Origin of the sequence: Pseudomonas sp. Z18(2022) (assembly GCF_036346535.1) — a bacterium.
Taxonomy (GTDB): domain Bacteria; phylum Pseudomonadota; class Gammaproteobacteria; order Pseudomonadales; family Pseudomonadaceae; genus Aquipseudomonas; species Aquipseudomonas yamanorum_A.
Genome location: NZ_JAOTOA010000009.1, coordinates 109,243 through 125,974, shown reverse-complemented (window position 1 = coordinate 125,974; position 16,732 = coordinate 109,243). Strand labels below are relative to the sequence as shown.

Annotated in this window: 17 protein-coding genes; 12 read left to right on the top strand and 5 right to left on the bottom strand. The window is 61.8% G+C overall.

Annotated features, from left to right (window positions below; translation table 11 throughout):
* The first annotated feature begins 71 nt into the window (after positions 1–71).
* From glyA to V3W39_RS19135, 8 genes are all read left to right on the top strand, one after another.
* Complete coding sequence (glyA, locus tag V3W39_RS19170) at positions 72–1,325, top strand: serine hydroxymethyltransferase (protein WP_330213130.1); 1,254 nt, start codon at positions 72–74, stop codon at positions 1,323–1,325.
* 22 nt (positions 1,326–1,347) lie between these two features.
* A complete protein-coding gene (locus V3W39_RS19165) occupies positions 1,348–2,598 on the top strand; it encodes a sarcosine oxidase subunit beta (RefSeq protein ID WP_003209185.1) in 1,251 nt (416 codons plus the stop codon).
* A gap of 15 nt (positions 2,599–2,613) precedes the next feature.
* Positions 2,614–2,916: a sarcosine oxidase subunit delta gene (locus V3W39_RS19160; protein WP_088423301.1), complete on the top strand. Its 303-nt coding sequence runs from the start codon at positions 2,614–2,616 to the stop codon at positions 2,914–2,916.
* Positions 2,913–5,930: a sarcosine oxidase subunit alpha gene (locus V3W39_RS19155; protein WP_294737081.1), complete on the top strand. Its 3,018-nt coding sequence runs from the start codon at positions 2,913–2,915 to the stop codon at positions 5,928–5,930. The genes V3W39_RS19160 and V3W39_RS19155 overlap by 4 nt, the downstream gene beginning before the upstream one ends.
* 140 nt (positions 5,931–6,070) lie before the next feature.
* Complete coding sequence (locus tag V3W39_RS19150; protein WP_330213129.1) at positions 6,071–6,703, top strand: sarcosine oxidase subunit gamma; 633 nt, start codon at positions 6,071–6,073, stop codon at positions 6,701–6,703.
* A 122-nt stretch (positions 6,704–6,825) separates the two neighbouring features.
* Positions 6,826–7,683, top strand: coding sequence for a formyltetrahydrofolate deformylase (gene purU / locus V3W39_RS19145; protein ID WP_003209192.1), 858 nt, complete (start codon positions 6,826–6,828; stop codon positions 7,681–7,683).
* A 183-nt stretch (positions 7,684–7,866) separates the two neighbouring features.
* On the top strand, positions 7,867–9,066 hold the full coding sequence (gene fdhA / locus V3W39_RS19140) for a formaldehyde dehydrogenase, glutathione-independent (protein WP_177043193.1): 1,200 nt from the start codon (positions 7,867–7,869) through the stop codon (positions 9,064–9,066).
* A 31-nt stretch (positions 9,067–9,097) separates the two neighbouring features.
* A complete protein-coding gene (locus V3W39_RS19135) occupies positions 9,098–9,445 on the top strand; it encodes a hypothetical protein (RefSeq protein ID WP_177043194.1) in 348 nt (115 codons plus the stop codon).
* 349 nt (positions 9,446–9,794) lie between these two features.
* On the opposite strand, the gene V3W39_RS19130 is transcribed toward V3W39_RS19135, so the two are convergent.
* The 4 genes from V3W39_RS19130 to V3W39_RS19115 all read right to left on the bottom strand — a co-directional run bounded on the left by V3W39_RS19130 (position 9,795) and on the right by V3W39_RS19115 (position 12,308).
* Entirely contained in the window at positions 9,795–10,043 is a 249-nt protein-coding gene (locus tag V3W39_RS19130) for a hypothetical protein (protein WP_258342535.1), read from the bottom strand.
* A 412-nt stretch (positions 10,044–10,455) separates the two neighbouring features.
* Positions 10,456–10,914 (bottom strand): anti-sigma factor domain-containing protein, encoded by a 459-nt coding sequence (locus V3W39_RS19125; RefSeq protein ID WP_003209196.1) that lies wholly within the window; start codon positions 10,912–10,914, stop codon positions 10,456–10,458.
* A gap of 84 nt (positions 10,915–10,998) precedes the next feature.
* Entirely contained in the window at positions 10,999–11,676 is a 678-nt protein-coding gene (locus tag V3W39_RS19120) for an anti-sigma factor (RefSeq protein ID WP_330213128.1), read from the bottom strand.
* Positions 11,673–12,308, bottom strand: a complete 636-nt coding sequence (locus V3W39_RS19115; RefSeq protein WP_256348087.1) for a sigma-70 family RNA polymerase sigma factor — start codon at positions 12,306–12,308, stop codon at positions 11,673–11,675. The genes V3W39_RS19120 and V3W39_RS19115 overlap by 4 nt, the downstream gene beginning before the upstream one ends.
* Positions 12,309–12,461: 153 nt before the next feature.
* Between V3W39_RS19115 and V3W39_RS19110 the strand changes: the two genes are divergently transcribed.
* The gene (locus V3W39_RS19110; protein WP_177043198.1) at positions 12,462–13,031 is read left to right on the top strand and encodes a DUF2780 domain-containing protein; all 570 of its coding nucleotides are present in this window, start codon (positions 12,462–12,464) and stop codon (positions 13,029–13,031) included.
* On the opposite strand, the gene V3W39_RS19105 is transcribed toward V3W39_RS19110, so the two are convergent.
* Positions 13,028–13,915 carry an acyltransferase gene (locus tag V3W39_RS19105; RefSeq protein WP_330213127.1) on the bottom strand — a complete coding sequence of 296 codons (888 nt, stop codon included), beginning with the start codon at positions 13,913–13,915 and terminating at the stop codon, positions 13,028–13,030. The genes V3W39_RS19110 and V3W39_RS19105 overlap by 4 nt on opposite strands.
* Positions 13,916–14,088: 173 nt before the next feature.
* Here V3W39_RS19105 and rloA2 point away from each other — a divergent pair, with 173 nt between their 5' ends.
* Genes rloA2 through creC form a run of 3 tightly spaced genes read left to right on the top strand, consistent with a single transcriptional unit; the run spans position 14,089 to position 16,705 of the window.
* Positions 14,089–14,589 (top strand): retropepsin-like aspartic peptidase RloA2, encoded by a 501-nt coding sequence (gene rloA2 / locus V3W39_RS19100; RefSeq protein ID WP_003209205.1) that lies wholly within the window; start codon positions 14,089–14,091, stop codon positions 14,587–14,589.
* A gap of 8 nt (positions 14,590–14,597) precedes the next feature.
* Complete coding sequence (creB, locus tag V3W39_RS19095) at positions 14,598–15,266, top strand: two-component system response regulator CreB (RefSeq protein WP_177043200.1); 669 nt, start codon at positions 14,598–14,600, stop codon at positions 15,264–15,266.
* Positions 15,266–16,705 carry a two-component system sensor histidine kinase CreC gene (gene creC, locus V3W39_RS19090; protein ID WP_177112554.1) on the top strand — a complete coding sequence of 480 codons (1,440 nt, stop codon included), beginning with the start codon at positions 15,266–15,268 and terminating at the stop codon, positions 16,703–16,705. Before creB ends, creC begins: the two co-directional genes overlap by 1 nt.
* Positions 16,706–16,732: the final 27 nt, after the last annotated feature.

Genomic DNA, 16,732 nt, shown 5'->3' with positions numbered 1-16,732 from the left:
CCCTACCATCGCATCAAAGGGCGCTGCCGCGTGCGTGAGCCTCAACAAGACAAAATGCCGGGAGAGACGCGATGTTCAGCAAGCAAGACCAGATCCAGGGTTATGACGATGCACTGCTGGCGGCCATGAATGCCGAGGAGCAGCGTCAGGAAGATCATATCGAGCTGATCGCGTCGGAGAACTACACCAGCAAGCGCGTCATGGAAGCCCAGGGCAGCGGCCTTACCAACAAATACGCCGAAGGTTATCCGGGCAAGCGCTACTACGGTGGCTGCGAGCACGTGGACAAGGTTGAAGTGCTGGCCATCGAGCGCGCCAAGCAACTGTTCGGTGCCGACTACGCCAACGTGCAGCCGCACTCCGGTTCGTCCGCCAACAGCGCGGTGTACCTGGCGCTGTTGAACGCCGGCGACACCCTCCTCGGCATGAGCCTGGCCCACGGTGGTCACCTGACCCACGGCGCCAAAGTGTCGTCGTCGGGCAAGCTGTACAACGCGGTGCAATACGGCATCGACACCAACACCGGCCTGATCGACTACGACGAGGTCGAGCGCCTGGCCGTGGAGCACAAGCCGAAGATGATCGTGGCGGGTTTCTCCGCTTACTCCAAGACTCTGGATTTCCCGCGCTTTCGCCAGATTGCCGACAAGGTTGGTGCGCTGCTGTTCGTCGACATGGCCCACGTCGCCGGCCTGGTTGCCGCCGGCCTGTACCCGAACCCGCTGCCGTACGCCGATGTGGTCACCACCACCACCCACAAGACCCTTCGCGGTCCGCGTGGAGGGCTGATTTTGGCCAAGGCCAACGAAGAAATTGAAAAGAAACTCAACTCGGCGGTCTTCCCCGGCGCCCAGGGCGGCCCGCTGATGCACGTGATCGCCGGCAAGGCGGTGTGCTTCAAGGAAGCCCAGGAGCCGGGTTTCAAGGCCTATCAACAGCAAGTGATCGACAACGCCCAGGCCATGGCCGGCGTGTTTATCAAACGCGGCTACGATGTAGTGTCCGGTGGCACCGATAACCACCTGTTCCTGGTCAGCCTGATCCGTCAGGGCCTCACCGGCAAAGAGGCGGACGCCGCCCTGGGTCGCGCCCACATCACCGTCAACAAGAACGCCGTGCCCAACGACCCGCAGTCGCCCTTCGTGACTTCGGGCCTGCGCATCGGCACCCCGGCGGTAACCACGCGCGGCTTCAAAGTGACCCAATGCCTCACGCTTGCCGGCTGGATCTGCGACATCCTCGACAACCTCGGCGACGCCGATGTGGAGGCCAACGTCGCCAAGCATGTGGCCGCCCTGTGCGCTGATTTCCCGGTTTATCGCTGAGCGCGGTTTTGGAGTAATGACTATGCAACGCTACTCGGGCTTCGGCCTCTTCAAGCACTCACTCAGCCACCACGAAAACTGGCAGAAGATGTGGCGCACGCCCACGCCGAAAAAGGTCTACGACGTGGTCATCGTCGGCGGCGGCGGGCATGGTCTGGCGACGGCTTACTACCTGGCCAAGGAGCACGGCATCACCAACGTGGCCGTGGTCGAGAAAGGCTGGCTGGGCGGCGGTAACACCGCGCGCAACACCACCATCGTGCGCTCCAACTACCTGTGGGATGAGTCGGCGCACCTGTACGAACACGCGATGAAACTCTGGGAAGGCTTGTCCCAGGATTTGAACTACAACGTGATGTTCTCCCAGCGTGGCGTCTACAACCTGTGCCACACCCTGCAGGACATCCGTGATTCCGAGCGTCGCGTCAGCGCCAACCGTCTCAACGGTGTGGACGGCGAGTTGCTCAACGCCAAACAAGTGGCCGACGAGATTCCGTACCTCGACTGCTCGAAGAACACCCGCTACCCGGTGATGGGCGCTACCGTGCAACGTCGCGGCGGCGTGGCCCGTCACGATGCCGTGGCCTGGGGCTTTGCCCGCGCCGCCGATGCACTGGGCGTGGACCTGATCCAGCAGACCGAAGTCATCGGTTTTCGCAAGGAAAACGGCGTGTGCATCGGCGTCGAAACCAACAAGGGCTTTATCGGCGCCAAGCGCGTCGGTGTGGTGACCGCCGGTAACTCCGGCCATATGGCGTCGCTGGCGGGCTTTCGCCTGCCGATCGAATCCCACCCGCTGCAAGCGTTGGTGTCGGAGCCGATCAAACCCATCATCGACAGCGTGATCATGTCCAACGCCGTGCACGGTTACATCAGCCAGTCCGACAAGGGCGACCTGGTGATCGGCGCCGGTATCGATGGCTACAACGGCTACGGCCAGCGCGGCTCGTACCCGGTGATCGAACACACCATCCAGGCCATCGTCGAGATGTTCCCGGTGTTGTCCCGCGTGCGCATGAACCGCCAGTGGGGCGGCATCGTCGACACCACGCCGGATGCCTGCCCGATCATCTCCAAGACCCCGGTCCCGAACATGTTCTTCAACTGCGGTTGGGGTACCGGTGGCTTCAAGGCCACCCCAGGCTCAGGCAACGTATTTGCCGCGAGCCTCGCCAAGGGTGAAATGCACCCGTTGGCCGCTCCATTCTCCATCGACCGTTTCCACAACGGTGCGCTGATCGACGAACACGGCGCTGCGGCCGTCGCCCACTAACAGGAGAAATTCCCTATGTTGCATATCTTCTGTCCTCACTGTGGCGAACTGCGCTCCGAAGAGGAATTCCACGCGTCCGGCCAAGCGCACATCCCGCGCCCGCTGGACCCGAACACCTGCACCGACGAGCAGTGGGGCGACTACATGTTCTTCCGCGACAACCCGCGCGGCCTGCACCACGAACTGTGGATTCACGCCGCCGGTTGCCGCCAGTATTTCAACGCGACCCGCGACACCGTGACCTACGAAATTCTTGAAACCTACAAGATAGGCACCAAGCCGCAATTCACCGCCAAGGCTTCTGGAGAGAAGGTATGAGCCAGATCAATCGCCTGTCCAACGGTGGCCGCATCGACCGCAACAAGGTGCTGACCTTCAGCTTCAACGGCCAGAGCTACAAAGGCTTTGAAGGCGACACATTGGCCGCTGCACTGCTGGCCAACGGCGTCGACATCATCGGTCGCAGCTTCAAGTATTCCCGCCCGCGCGGCATCTTCGCCGCCGGTAGCGAGGAGCCCAACGCCGTGCTGCAGATCGGCGCCACCGAAGCCACGCAAATCCCCAACGTGCGCGCCACGCAACAGGCGCTGTACCAGGGTTTGGTCGCCACCAGCACCAACGGCTGGCCGAGCGTGAACAACGACATGATGGGCATTCTCGGCAAGGTTGGCGGCAAGCTGATGCCGCCGGGCTTCTACTACAAAACCTTCATGTACCCGCAATCGTTCTGGATGACTTACGAGAAGTACATCCGTAAGGCCGCTGGTCTTGGCCGCTCGCCGACCGAGAACGATCCGGACACCTACGACTACATGAACCGTCATTGCGACGTGCTGATTGTGGGCGCTGGCCCTGCCGGCCTGTCGGCTGCCCTGGCTGCCGCGCGAAGCGGCGCCCGGGTGATCATCGCGGACGAGCAGGAAGAGTTCGGCGGCTCCTTGCTGGACTCCCGCGAAAGCCTCGACGGCAAGCCGGCGGCCGAGTGGGTTGCCAGCGTGATCGCGGAACTCAAGGCCCTGCCGGACGTGCTGCTGCTGCCACGCGCTACCGTCAACGGTTACCACGACCATAACTTCCTGACCATTCACGAGCGCCTCACCGATCACCTCGGTGACCGTGCGCCGATCGGCCAGGTGCGCCAGCGTATCCACCGTATTCGCGCCAAGCGTGTCGTGTTGGCCACCGGTGCGTGCGAGCGTCCGCTGGTGTACGGCAACAACGACGTGCCGGGCAACATGCTGGCCGGTGCAGTCTCGACTTACGTGCGTCGCTACGGCGTAGCGCCGGGCAAGAAGCTGGTGCTGTCCACCAACAACGATCACGCCTACCGCGTTGCGCTGGACTGGTTCGACGCAGGCCTCGCCGTGGTGGCTGTGGCCGATGCCCGCCACAACCCACGGGGTGCACTGGTTGAAGAAGCCCGCGCCAAAGGCATTCGCATCCTTACCGGCAGCGCCGTGATCGAAGCCCGTGGCAGCAAGCACGTCACGGGCGCCCGCGTGGCGGCCATCGATGTAAAAGCCCACAAAGTCACCAGCCCCGGCGAGTGGCTGGAGTGCGACCTGGTGGCCAGCTCCGGCGGCTACAGCCCGGTGGTTCACCTGGCCTCGCACCTGGGCGGCAAGCCGACCTGGCGTGAAGACATCCTCGGTTTTGTACCGGGCGAAGCACCGCAGAAACGTGTGTGCGTGGGTGGGATCAACGGCGTCTACGGCCTGGGCGACTCCCTGGCCGACGGTTTTGAAGGTGGCGTGCGCGCCGCCAGCGAAGCCGGTTTTGCACCGGTGGAAGGAACGCTGCCAAAAGCCTTGAGCCGTCTCGAAGAGCCGACCCTGGCGCTGTTCCAGGTGCCTCACGAAAAAGCTACCGCACGGGCGCCGAAGCAATTTGTCGACCTGCAAAACGACGTCACCGCCGCCGCCATCGAACTCGCTACCCGCGAAGGTTTCGAGTCGGTGGAGCACGTCAAACGCTACACCGCACTGGGCTTCGGCACCGACCAGGGCAAGCTCGGCAACGTCAACGGGCTGGCCATTGCGGCCCGTTCGCTGAACGTGACCATCCCGCAGATGGGCACCACCATGTTCCGTCCCAACTACACGCCGGTGACCTTCGGTGCGGTAGCGGGCCGCCACTGTGGGCACATCTTCGAGCCGGTGCGCTACACCGCGCTGCAAGCCTGGCACGTGAAAAACGGCGCCGAGTTTGAAGACGTCGGCCAATGGAAACGCCCGTGGTACTTCCCGCGCAACGGTGAAGACCTGCACGCCGCGGTGAAACGCGAATGCCTGGCGGTGCGCGACAGCGTCGGCCTGCTGGACGCGTCTACCCTCGGCAAGATCGACATCCAGGGCCCGGATGCCCGCGAGTTCCTCAACCGCATCTACAGCAACGCCTGGACCAAGCTCGACGTGGGCAAGGCCCGCTACGGCCTGATGTGCAAGGAAGACGGCATGGTCTTCGACGACGGCGTAACTGCCTGCCTCGCCGACAACCACTTCCTGATGACCACCACCACCGGCGGCGCCGCGCGTGTGCTGCAATGGCTGGAAATCTACCAGCAGACCGAGTGGCCAGACCTCAAGGTGTACTTCACCTCGGTCACCGACCACTGGGCGACCATGACCCTGTCCGGCCCCAACAGCCGCAAGCTGCTGAGCGAAGTCACCGACATCGACCTGGACAAGGACGGTTTCCCGTTCATGACCTGGAAAGAAGGTTTGGTGGGCGGCGTGCCGGCGCGGGTGTTCCGGATTTCGTTTACCGGTGAGCTGTCGTACGAAGTCAACGTGCAGGCCGACTACGCCATGGGCGTGCTCGAGAAAATCGTCGAGGCCGGCAAGCAATACAACCTGACGCCATACGGCACCGAGACCATGCACGTGCTGCGGGCCGAGAAGGGTTTCATCATCGTCGGCCAGGACACCGACGGCTCGATGACCCCGGACGACCTGAACATGGGTTGGTGTGTAGGCCGCACCAAACCGTTCTCGTGGATCGGCTGGCGCGGGATGAATCGCGAAGATTGCGTGCGTGAAGACCGCAAGCAACTGGTGGGCCTGAAGCCAATTGACCCGAACGTGTGGCTGCCGGAAGGCGCGCAGTTGGTGTTCGACACCAAGCAGACGATCCCGATGAAGATGGTCGGCCACGTCACTTCAAGTTATGCCCATAACTCCCTGGGTTATTCGTTTGCCATGGGCGTGGTGAAGGGCGGCTTGAAGCGCATCGGCGAGCGGGTGTTTGCACCGTTGGCGGATGGCAGCGTGATCGAGGCGGAGATTGTGTCTTCGGTGTTCTTTGACCCGAAAGGCGAACGCCAGAACATCTGACCGACCGAGTCGCCTGCATCGCAGGCAAGCCAGCTCCCACATTTGAAAGTGTTCACAATTCAAAAATGTGGGAGCCGGGCTTGCCCGCGATGAGGCCAGAACAGTCACTGCAAGACCTACAGAATTCAAACAGGTGCTTTATGACAGCAGCCAATGTTTACCAACAACGCCCCACCTCCGGAGCCAAGGCCGAGTCGTCGCTGCACCATGCCGACCTCGCCAGCCTGGTAGGCAAGGGCCGCAAGAACGCCGGCGTGACCGTGCGTGAAAAGAAACTCCTCGGCCACCTGACCCTTCGTGGCGACGGCCATGACGCTGCCTTCGCGGCCGGCGTGCACAAGGCCCTGGGCATCGAATTGCCCGGCGCGTTGACCGTCATCGTCAAGGGCGAAACCAGCCTGCAATGGCTTGGCCCGGATGAGTGGCTGCTGGTGGTGCCGAGCGGTGAAGAATTCGCCGCCGAGAAAAGCTTGCGCGAGGCGCTGGGTGATTTGCATATCCAGATCGTCAACGTCAGCGGCGGCCAGCAGATTCTGGAACTCAGCGGCCCGAACGTGCGGGATGTGCTGATGAAGTCCACCAGCTACGACGTGCACCCCGACAGCTTCCCGGTGGGCAAGGCCGTCGGCACGGTGTTCGCCAAGTCGCAACTGGTGATTCGCCATACCGCGCAAGACACCTGGGAGCTGGTGATTCGTCGCAGCTTCTCGGATTACTGGTGGCTGTGGTTGCAGGATGCGGCGGCTGAGTATGGCCTGGCCGTCGAAGCCTGATATGACGCTTACCCTGTAGGAGCCCGGCTTGCCGGCGATGGCATCGGTGAGATCGTCATCGCCGGCAAGCCGGGCTCCTACAGAGCGCGCGTTGCCTGAAGTTGTTTGAGGAGTTACCCGCAATGAGCCGCGTACCCGACACATGGATTTTGACCGCCGACTGCCCCAGCGTGCTCGGCACGGTGGACGCGGTGACCCGCTATCTGTTCGAGCAGGGCTGCTACGTCACTGAGCACCACTCCTTCGATGACCGGCTTTCGGGCCGGTTCTTCATCCGCGTGGAGTTCCGCCAGCCCGACGGTTTCGACGAACAAGCCTTCCGCGACGGCCTGGCCACCCGCGGCGAAGCGTTCGGCATGATCTTCGAACTGACCGCGCCGAATTACCGGCCGAAAGTGGTGATCATGGTCTCCAAGGCCGACCACTGCCTCAACGATTTGCTCTACCGCCAGCGCATCGGCCAACTGTCGATGGACGTGGTCGCCGTGGTCTCCAACCACCCCGACCTCAAACCTTTGGCCGACTGGCACCAGATTCCCTACTACCATTTTCCCCTGGACCCCAACGACAAACCGTCCCAGGAGCGCCAGGTGTGGCAGGTGATCGAAGAGTCGGGCGCCGAACTGGTGATCCTTGCGCGCTACATGCAAGTGCTGTCGCCGGAGCTGTGCCGCAAGCTCGACGGGAAGGCCATCAACATTCACCACTCCCTGTTGCCCGGTTTCAAGGGCGCCAAGCCGTATCACCAGGCGTACAACAAGGGCGTGAAACTGGTGGGCGCCACCGCGCATTACATCAACAACGACCTGGACGAAGGTCCGATCATCGCCCAGGGTGTGGAGGTGGTGGACCATAGTCACTACCCGGAAGACTTGATTGCCAAGGGGCGGGATATCGAAGGCCTGACCCTGGCCCGGGCGGTGGGGTATCACATTGAGCGGCGGGTGTTCTTGAACGCCAATCGCACGGTCGTTCTTTAGATTGCTATCGCAGGCAAGCCAGCTCCCACAGTTGAATGTGTTCACAAATCAACATGTGGGAGCCGGGCTTGCCCGCGATGAGGCCATTACTAACAACGCAAAAACAGCATCTGTACCCGAGCACTTAAACGCGCTGCCTGCCTGGGCAACGCGGTTCCATAAAAACAACAGCGAGGTGAAAGCATGTCTGGTAATCGTGGTGTCGTGTATCTCGGCAACGGCAAGGTCGAAGTGCAGAAAATCGACTATCCCAAAATGCAGGACCCCCGTGGCAGGAAGATCGAACACGGCGTCATCCTGCGCGTGGTCTCCACCAACATCTGCGGCTCCGACCAACACATGGTGCGCGGCCGTACCACCGCCCAGACCGGCCTGGTCCTGGGGCATGAAATCACCGGCGAAGTGATCGAGAAGGGCAGCGACGTCGAGAACCTGAAGATCGGCGACCTGGTGTCCGTGCCATTCAACGTGGCGTGCGGCCGTTGCCGTTCCTGCAAAGAGCAGCACACCGGCGTGTGCCTGACCGTCAACCCGGCCCGTGCCGGTGGCGCCTACGGCTATGTCGACATGGGCGACTGGACCGGCGGCCAGGCCGAATACGTGCTGGTGCCTTACGCCGACTTCAACCTGCTGAAGCTGCCGAACCGCGACAAGGCCATGGAGAAAATCCGTGACCTGACCTGCCTCTCCGACATTCTGCCTACCGGCTACCACGGTGCAGTCACCGCGGGCGTTGGCCCGGGCAGCACCGTCTACATTGCCGGTGCCGGTCCGGTGGGCCTGGCGGCTGCCGCTTCCGCTCGCCTATTGGGCGCCGCAGTGGTGATCATTGGTGACGTCAACCCGATCCGCCTGGCCCACGCCAAGGCCCAGGGTTTTGAAATTGCCGACCTGTCGAAAGACACGCCGCTGCATGAGCAGATCGCTGCGTTGCTGGGCGAGCCCGAAGTGGACTGCGCCGTCGATGCCGTTGGTTTCGAAGCCCGCGGCCATGGCCATGAAGGTGCCAAGGCGGAGGCCCCGGCCACTGTGCTCAACTCGTTGATGGGCGTGGTGCGGGTGGCCGGCAAAATCGGCATTCCTGGCCTGTACGTGACCGAAGATCCGGGCGCCGTGGACGCCGCTGCAAAAATGGGCAGCCTGAGCATTCGTTTCGGCCTGGGCTGGGCCAAATCCCACAGCTTCCACACCGGGCAAACCCCGGTGATGAAGTACAACCGCCAGTTGATGCAGGCGATCATGTGGGACCGCATCAACATTGCCGATATCGTCGGTGTGGAAGTCATCAGCCTGGATGACGCGCCACGCGGTTATGGCGAGTTCGATGCGGGTGTGCCGAAGAAGTTTGTGATCGATCCGCATAAGTTGTTCAGCGCGGCGTAGGCGATAGATAAGGGCGACCCTGGGGTCGCCCTTGTTATATAAAATTTCAGTTTTCTATAAGAAACCCGGTGATGGTGATACCTATAAGCGAGAGGCAGGTAACGAGTGTTGGTATGACCATCCAATACTTGAGGTGCCGTGGTATTTGTTCAACGTCCTCAACCAGTACCATACCCCTGCGTTGAATTATTCTCGGAATGAGAATAACGGTCGCCATAGCGAATACGCGTTGCGGCCTTCCTTCAAAGTGGCTATGACGAAACGTGTACCTGTATCCGACTATAAAGGTGCTGTATTGCATATAGCGCTCAGCGGCATCGAGCTTTTTGTACATGGCAGAAAAGACGATCGGGAAGCTGAGCAGCAGGAGGGCGCATGAGCCCACCGCAAAGTATTCCAAGTACATTCAATCCACCACTGCCTGATAGAGAACTTTACCCACCAACTCCCCAGCATTAATCACCGGCTGCCCAGGTAACACCACGGTTGCGGATATGTTGGTTAAGGATGTCGAACTTGGTTTGAACATGAGGATTAAGCGAGAGGCGTTGTTTCAGTAGCGGATAAGGCTGTGGTCGATCATTGATAAATGCGTAAGGTCCCTGCATCGCGTGCACCTCCAAGTGACTGAGGCGCACGACTATAAGAAAGCGCTGCAGGCGAGGTAAGACGCGTGCAGGGACGTTTTTAGTGTTTCGGAAATGGACTACTTAAGTGTCGGCGTATGCCTACTCCTGCAGCCGCCGACCGATCACATCCATCAAATCGCAACCGTCGCGCAGCGGAATGGCGCAGAGCAGGGCGAAGTCCTTGAGGACGATGGTGTCGGTGATGAGGGTGTCGCGAAACGCGAGGTTTTCCAGGACTTGGGTCACCGCGCGGATGCGGTAGGCGGCTGCGTCGTGGAGCACGTCCAGCGGGGTCTGGGTGTCGATGAGCAGGGAAGGGACGGTGCAGTCGTGGCCGGTTAAGGGCATGTAACGGTTCATGTTTTAAATCCATTCAAGTAGGAGTGGACTGCACACTTATTTCGTCGCCAAACGAAATGGGTGGCAGCTGTACGCAGGTTGGCGAACCGGGAATGGAGACCGGCAGACCCGAAGGTCTCCCGCGCACAGCCGCCATAAAGCGGCTATTGCGGACGCAAAAGAACCTGCAAACAAGCAGAGCGCTTTTGCACCATTCCTCGGGTCGCCAAACCCGTATCGCCATGTGGACGACCGCCGGACTATAAGCTTCCTTGTTTGGCCGAGGCAAGACGCAATGCCGAACACATTTCCCGACACAATGACGATCAACTGTAGGAGCGGGCTTGCCCGCGAAAAACCTGAGGGCGCCGGGCAAAAAAAGGCGACCCCGGGGGTCGCCTTCTTTGCCTGCGTGGGTCACTCAGCGAATCGCCAAAGCCCCCTGATACACCGTCGGCCCCGTAGGCTGCTTGCTCACCGAGCCGCCCTTGGTTTCCGAACTGACCATCAGTGTCACCGGTTTACTGATCGACTCCTGCTGGCGAGGGTTGATGCCGATAATGCCTTTGCCGTCTTCCGGCAACAGGCCCAGTGACACTGGCGTGCCGTCAGCCGGGACGGCCCACAGTTCCAGGCTTTGGTCCGGAGCCGGTGCCGTGGCGGCAATCGGCTGCACTTCGAGGTAATCCTTGTGGGCCACGATCTGCGTGGCCGGTTGCTGGGTGGTGTTCACCAGCAATGCGGCAGCCTTGACGCTGTCCTGGGTGTAGAGGGCGCCGCCGACGCCTGCCACTATCACCAAACAGGCGCCGACGAACAGGCGTGGGCGGTTCCAGAATGAAGGCTTGTGCTCAATCACTTGGGGGTTGATCGCAGTCATTAGGCTCTTCCTGACATGTTTTGTAGTCTTTCATGGACCCAGTTAACGGCGATCGGTTCCTCATCCGTCGTATTGAGCCTCGGATCAGAGTGATGCCAATTGGCCCTGGTACAGCACCGGCCCGGTGGGTTGTCCGGTCGGCGAGCCGCCCTCAGGCTCAAGGCTCACTGCCAGGGTCAGCGGCGCCGTCAGCAGCGCCTGGTGTTCTTTGCTCAACTGGATTCGGCCGTTACCCGACACCGGCAACAACCCCAGGGAGATGGGTTTGCCGCCTGCCGGGATTGCCCACAGTTCCAACGCGCGGGCCGGCTCCACGGCCGCCAGGGTCAGCGGTTCCACTTGCAGGTGATCCGCGTAGGCCTGGATCTTCAGCGCCGGCTGCTGATCAGCCGCCACCAGCGTGGCGTTGTACTCCACCCCAAGATCGCGCTGGTACAACACACCCATCAATACCGCGATCACCACCCCGCACGCCGCTACCAGCAAGCGCAGGTTCATCCAGAACGGTTTCTTCGGCGGCATATGCAGCACTTGCGGCTCAATGCGCGCCTTGATCCCTTCCCATACGTGGTCCGGCACCGGCCGTTCAGGCAGCGGCCCGGTGAGGCTGGCGAGGGCATCCTGCCAGTGCCCGAGTTCGACGCGCAGCGCCGCGTCATCCCGCAGCAGCGCTTCAAAGCGCCGGCGGGCGGTGGCAGGCATCAGCCCGATGGCGTAGTCAGCTGCCAGGGCGCGGCGCAGGGCGGTGGTCTGGTAGTTCATGATTCAAGGCACCTGCGCAAGCGCTCCATGCCGCGGCGAATCCAGGATTTGACCGAGCCCAGGGGCGCGGCCAGGTGGTCGGCCAGTTCCGAGCAGGACAAGCCCTGGAAGTAAGCCACGGTGATCGATTGGCGCTGCATGCCTTCAAGGCTGTCCAGGCAACGGTTCAGGGCGTGGGCTTCACGCTCGCTGTCGAGCAGTTCATGGGCGCTGGGGCTTTCGTCGGCCATGGCCTCCTCCTGGCCTTCGCCCAGGGGCTGTTCGCGGTGTTTGCGCAACTGGTCGATGGCCAGGTTGCGGGTGATGTTGATCATCCAGGTCAGCGGCGCTGACAAGTGGGCTTCATACCGGGAGGCGTTGAACCAGATGCGTACGAAGCTCTCTTGCAACACGTCCTCGGCCAGGTCCTGGCGGCCCATGAACCGCAGGGCAACACCGTGCAAACGCGGGGAAACACTGCGATAGAGAGTTTCGAACGCCTGGCGGTTACCCAAAGAACACTGGGCCAGCAATTGCCGTAGCTGATCTGCATCGTGGGTCGAAATGGGGCTTCTCCAGGCACTTGCAACAGGGCGATGGGACGGCGCACGGTAAAGAGGGCAGGCTGAGGTTAGTCCAGCTTGGGCATTCATTCCATCTACCTCCGCGCGGCTCGTGATGGATATACGCAGCCCAGGGCGATTCGGATGCAGTGGTTTTCTGAACTAATCTGCAGGGAGGGAACAATCCTTCGGCGTACCCAGTCAAACCCGTGCTTTTAGCGCTTACTTTCAGAGGTTGTCTTGATGAAGATTTCACGCGGTTTTGCCCTGTCCTGCCTGTTGACCGTGGCAGCCAGCCCGGTGTTTGCGGCAGGTTTCAGCCTCGGCGACGTGGCCAATGCCGTTTCCGGTGCACAGGGTGGCGACAAGGCGGCAGCAGCTGCGCCCACCTCACAGACCGCCGGTCTGCTGGGCGCCCTGACCTCGCAACTGAACGTGACCCCTGAGCAGGCCGTCGGCGGCACCGGCGCGATGCTGGGCCTGGCCAAGAACAAATTGGGTGGCGGTGATTACTCGCAACTGACCAAAAGCGTACCGGGCCTGGACCAGCTCTCCGGCAGCAACTCCCTGGGCAGCCTCGGCGCCCTCAGCGGCATGCTCGGCCAGAGCGGCGGCAGCAAGACTTCGGGCCTGGACGGCGTGTTGGGTAACGTGAAGAACACCAACGACCTGAACACTGCGTTCAGCGCGTTGGGCATGGACAGTGGGATGGTTGGCCAGTTTGCGCCGGTCATCCTGAAATACCTGGGCGGCCAGGGCGCCAGCGAATCGGTGCTGGGCAAGCTGGCTTCGGCCTGGGGCACAGGCGGCTAAGGTCGCTCTGCGCGCAGTTGTTCGATGCGCGCATCCTTCTCCCTCCAGAGCTGGTTGACCCAGTTCTGGACGGTCTGGCGAAACGCCGGATCGTTCTCGTAATCCCCCTGCCACAACGCCGGGTCCAGCTCTCGGGTGCGGATATCCACGATCACTTTCGGCACCGCGCCGCTGATCAAGTCCCAGAAGCCGGGAATCTTTTCCTGTGGATAAACCACGGTGACGTCGAGCACCGCGTCCAGCTGTTCGCCCATTGCGGCCAGCACGAACGCCACGCCGCCGGCCTTGGGTTTGAGCAGGCGCTCGTAGGGTGAGTCCTGCTGTTTGCGCTTGGCCTGAGTGAACCGCGTGCCTTCCAGGTAGTTGACCACCGTGACCGGCTGGCGCTTGAACAGCTCGCAGGCCTCTTGGGTGATCTTCAGGTCCTGGCCCGCCAGTTCCGGATGTTTGGCCAGGAACGCCTTGGTGTAGCGCTTCATGAACGGGTAATCCAGCGCCCACCACGCCAGGCCCAGGAAGGGTACCCAGATCAGCTCCTTTTTCAGGAAGAATTTGAAGAACGGCGTGCGCCGGTTGAGGGTCTGGATCAGCGCCGGGATGTCGACCCAGGATTGGTGGTTGCTGATCACCAGATAAGAAGTGTCGCCCCGCAGGTCGTCACCGCCGCGAATGTCCCATTGGGTGGGAATGCACAGGGCGAAGATCAGCTTGTCGATCTCGGCCCAGGTTTCCGCGATCCACATCACCGCCCAGGAGGCATAGTCACGAAACCGGCCAGGGGCCACCAGCTTGAGCAGGGCAAACACCATCAACGGCCCGAACAGCGCCAGGGTGTTGAGCAATAGCAGGAATGTGACGAAACAGCCGGTGAGCAGGCGGCGCATAAGTAACTCTTGGAATCATTTTTGGCCCGCCATAATAAGCAGCTTGGGTCTAGAGGCCAAATCGCAGATGTGATGATGAATGTTTCACTTAAGGCCCGGTATGCTTAGGCGCCCAACTAAGCAGCGGTTTTGCGGTCTAGAATTCGCCCACTTATTTCAAGGAAACCTCCTACGTGAAATCCATCCTTGCCCTGCTAACGCTCGTAGCCTTGCCTGTCATGGCTGCCGAGCCGACCCTGTACGGTCGCTACGAATACATTCAATTGCCGGAAATCGGCGAGACCTTCAAGGCCAAGATGGACACCGGCGCGCTGACCGCCTCGCTGTCGGCCCGGGACATCGAGACCTTCACCCGTGACGGCGACGACTGGGTACGCTTCCGCCTCGGCGGCAAGGACGCCACCAACAAGGTGTATGAGCACAAGGTCTCGCGCATCAGCAAAATCAAAAGCCGCGCCGACGAAGATGACGACAAGGACGAAGCCACGGTAGCCAAGCGCCCGGTGATCGACCTGGAAATGTGCCTGGGCAACGTCAAGCGCACCGTCGAGGTCAACCTCACCGACCGCAGCAGCTTCAACTACCCGCTGCTGATCGGCGCCAAGGCCCTGCGTGAATTTGGCGCTGCGGTAAACCCGGCACGTCGCTACACTGCCGACAAACCGGACTGCTGATTGAGACCATGCCGCACATCCTGATTGTCGAAGACGAAGCGGCCATCGCCGACACGCTGATTTTCGCCCTGCAAGGCGAGGGCTTCACCACCACCTGGCTGAGCCTCGGCCAGGCGGCGCTGGCCCATCAGCGGCAAACCCCGGCGGACCTGATCATCCTCGACATCGGCCTGCCGGACATCACCGGCTTTGAAACCTGCAAGCAACTGCGGCGCTTCAGCGAAGTGCCGGTAATGTTCCTCAGTGCCCGGGATGGCGAGATCGACCGTGTGGTGGGCCTGGAGATCGGCGCCGACGACTATGTGGTCAAGCCGTTCAGCCCGCGTGAAGTGGCGGCGCGGGTGCGGGCGATCCTCAAGCGTGTGGGCCCCGGTGCGGCTCCGGCCGTGTTTCAGGTGGACCTGGAGCGCATGCAGATCAGTTATCGCGGCCAGGCCCTGAGCCTTACGCGCCATGAATTTCGCCTGCTGCAAAGCCTGTTGGAGCAGCCTGAGCGGGTGTTCAGCCGCGAACAGCTGCTGGACGCCGTGGGCGTGGCCGCCGACGCGGGCTATGAGCGAAACATCGACAGCCACATCAAAAGCGTCCGTGGCAAATTGCGCACCGTAGCCCCCGACGCCGAACCGATCCAGACCCATCGCGGCCTCGGCTACAGCTACAGCCCAGGCAACAGCTGATGCGCCTGGGGATCCGGTTCTTCCTGGTGTACGCGCTGTTTATCGGCCTGACCGGCTACTTCGTGCTCAGCACTGTAATGAAGGAAATCCGCCCCGGCGTGCGCCAGTCCACCGAAGAAACCCTGGTGGACACCGCCAACCTGCTGGCAGAAATCCTGCGCGATGATGTGAAGAACGGCACCCTCGGCCAGAGCCACTGGCCCGAATTGCTCAAGGCGTACGGCGAACGCCAGCCTGGCGCCAACATCTGGGGCCTGCCGAAAAACCAGGTCAACCACCGCATCTACGTCACCGACGCCAAGGGCATCGTGCTGCTGGATTCCACCGGCGAAGCCGTGGGCGAGGACTACTCGAAGTGGAACGACGTGTACCTGACCCTGCGCGGTGAATACGGTGCGCGCTCCACCCGCAGCGAACTGGACGACCCGGCCTCATCGGTGATGCACGTGGGCGCGCCGATCCGCGACAACGGCCAGATCATCGGCGTGGTCACCGTGGCCAAGCCCAACAGTTCGCTGCAACCGTATGTGGACCGCACCGAAGACCGGCTGCTGTGGTACGGCGCCGGGCTGGTGGGCCTGGGCCTGCTGTTTGGTGCGCTGTTGTCGTGGTGGTTGAGTGTTGCGCTGCGCCGGCTCACGGCGTATGCCCAGGCGGTCAGCGAAGGCCGGCGTGCCGAGTTGCCGCACTATCGCGGCGGCGAGCTGGAGCAGTTGTCTACCGCCGTGGAACACATGCGCACCCAGCTGGAAGGCAAGGCGTATGTCGAACGGTATGTGCACACCCTGACCCACGAATTGAAAAGCCCGCTGGCGGCGATTCGCGGCGCGGCGGAGCTGTTGCAGGGCGACATGTCCCGTGACCAGCAGCAGCGTTTCGTGGGCAATATCGACAGTGAAAGCGCGCGCTTGCAGCAGTTGATCGAGCGCCTGCTGAACCTGGCCCAGGTGGAGCAGCGCCAGGGCCTCGAAGACCAGAGCAGCATGTCCCTTGCGACGCTGGTGGACGAAGTGCTCAAGGCCCAATGCGCGCGTATCGAAGGCAACAGGTTGCAGGTCGAGCAGTCGATTGCCGCAGAGGTGCAGGTGTACGGCGAGCCGTTCCTTTTGCGCCAGGCCCTGGGCAACCTGCTGGAAAATGCCCTGGATTTCACTCCGCCTGGCGGCACATTGCGGTTCAGCGCCAAGGCGTTGAATGACGGCGTCGAATTCAGCCTGTTCAACCAGGCCGAGCCGATCCCCGAGTACGCCTTGCCGCGCCTGAGCGAGCGCTTCTATTCGCTGCCGCGCCCGGCCAGCGGGCGCAAGAGCACTGGCCTTGGGCTGAACTTTGTCGAGGAAGTGATGAAGCTGCACGGCGGCTCATTGCAGATCGGCAACGTGCCGGGCGGTGTGCAGGTCAGACTGCATCTCCACACAGTCTCCACATTCCCTTCATAAATCCCCCTTAAGCGCCCGCCAGACTCT

Coding starts and splice junctions, on each gene's coding strand:
- glyA (WP_330213130.1), top strand. CDS start 72: ATGTTCAGCAAGCAAGACCAGATCCAGGGTTATGACGATGCACTGCTG.
- V3W39_RS19165 (WP_003209185.1), top strand. CDS start 1,348: ATGCAACGCTACTCGGGCTTCGGCCTCTTCAAGCACTCACTCAGCCAC.
- V3W39_RS19160 (WP_088423301.1), top strand. CDS start 2,614: ATGTTGCATATCTTCTGTCCTCACTGTGGCGAACTGCGCTCCGAAGAG.
- V3W39_RS19155 (WP_294737081.1), top strand. CDS start 2,913: ATGAGCCAGATCAATCGCCTGTCCAACGGTGGCCGCATCGACCGCAAC.
- V3W39_RS19150 (WP_330213129.1), top strand. CDS start 6,071: ATGACAGCAGCCAATGTTTACCAACAACGCCCCACCTCCGGAGCCAAG.
- purU (WP_003209192.1), top strand. CDS start 6,826: ATGAGCCGCGTACCCGACACATGGATTTTGACCGCCGACTGCCCCAGC.
- fdhA (WP_177043193.1), top strand. CDS start 7,867: ATGTCTGGTAATCGTGGTGTCGTGTATCTCGGCAACGGCAAGGTCGAA.
- V3W39_RS19130 (WP_258342535.1), bottom strand. CDS start 10,043: ATGCCCTTAACCGGCCACGACTGCACCGTCCCTTCCCTGCTCATCGAC.
- V3W39_RS19125 (WP_003209196.1), bottom strand. CDS start 10,914: ATGACTGCGATCAACCCCCAAGTGATTGAGCACAAGCCTTCATTCTGG.
- V3W39_RS19120 (WP_330213128.1), bottom strand. CDS start 11,676: ATGAACTACCAGACCACCGCCCTGCGCCGCGCCCTGGCAGCTGACTAC.
- V3W39_RS19115 (WP_256348087.1), bottom strand. CDS start 12,308: ATGAATGCCCAAGCTGGACTAACCTCAGCCTGCCCTCTTTACCGTGCG.
- V3W39_RS19110 (WP_177043198.1), top strand. CDS start 12,462: ATGAAGATTTCACGCGGTTTTGCCCTGTCCTGCCTGTTGACCGTGGCA.
- V3W39_RS19105 (WP_330213127.1), bottom strand. CDS start 13,915: ATGCGCCGCCTGCTCACCGGCTGTTTCGTCACATTCCTGCTATTGCTC.
- creB (WP_177043200.1), top strand. CDS start 14,598: ATGCCGCACATCCTGATTGTCGAAGACGAAGCGGCCATCGCCGACACG.
- creC (WP_177112554.1), top strand. CDS start 15,266: ATGCGCCTGGGGATCCGGTTCTTCCTGGTGTACGCGCTGTTTATCGGC.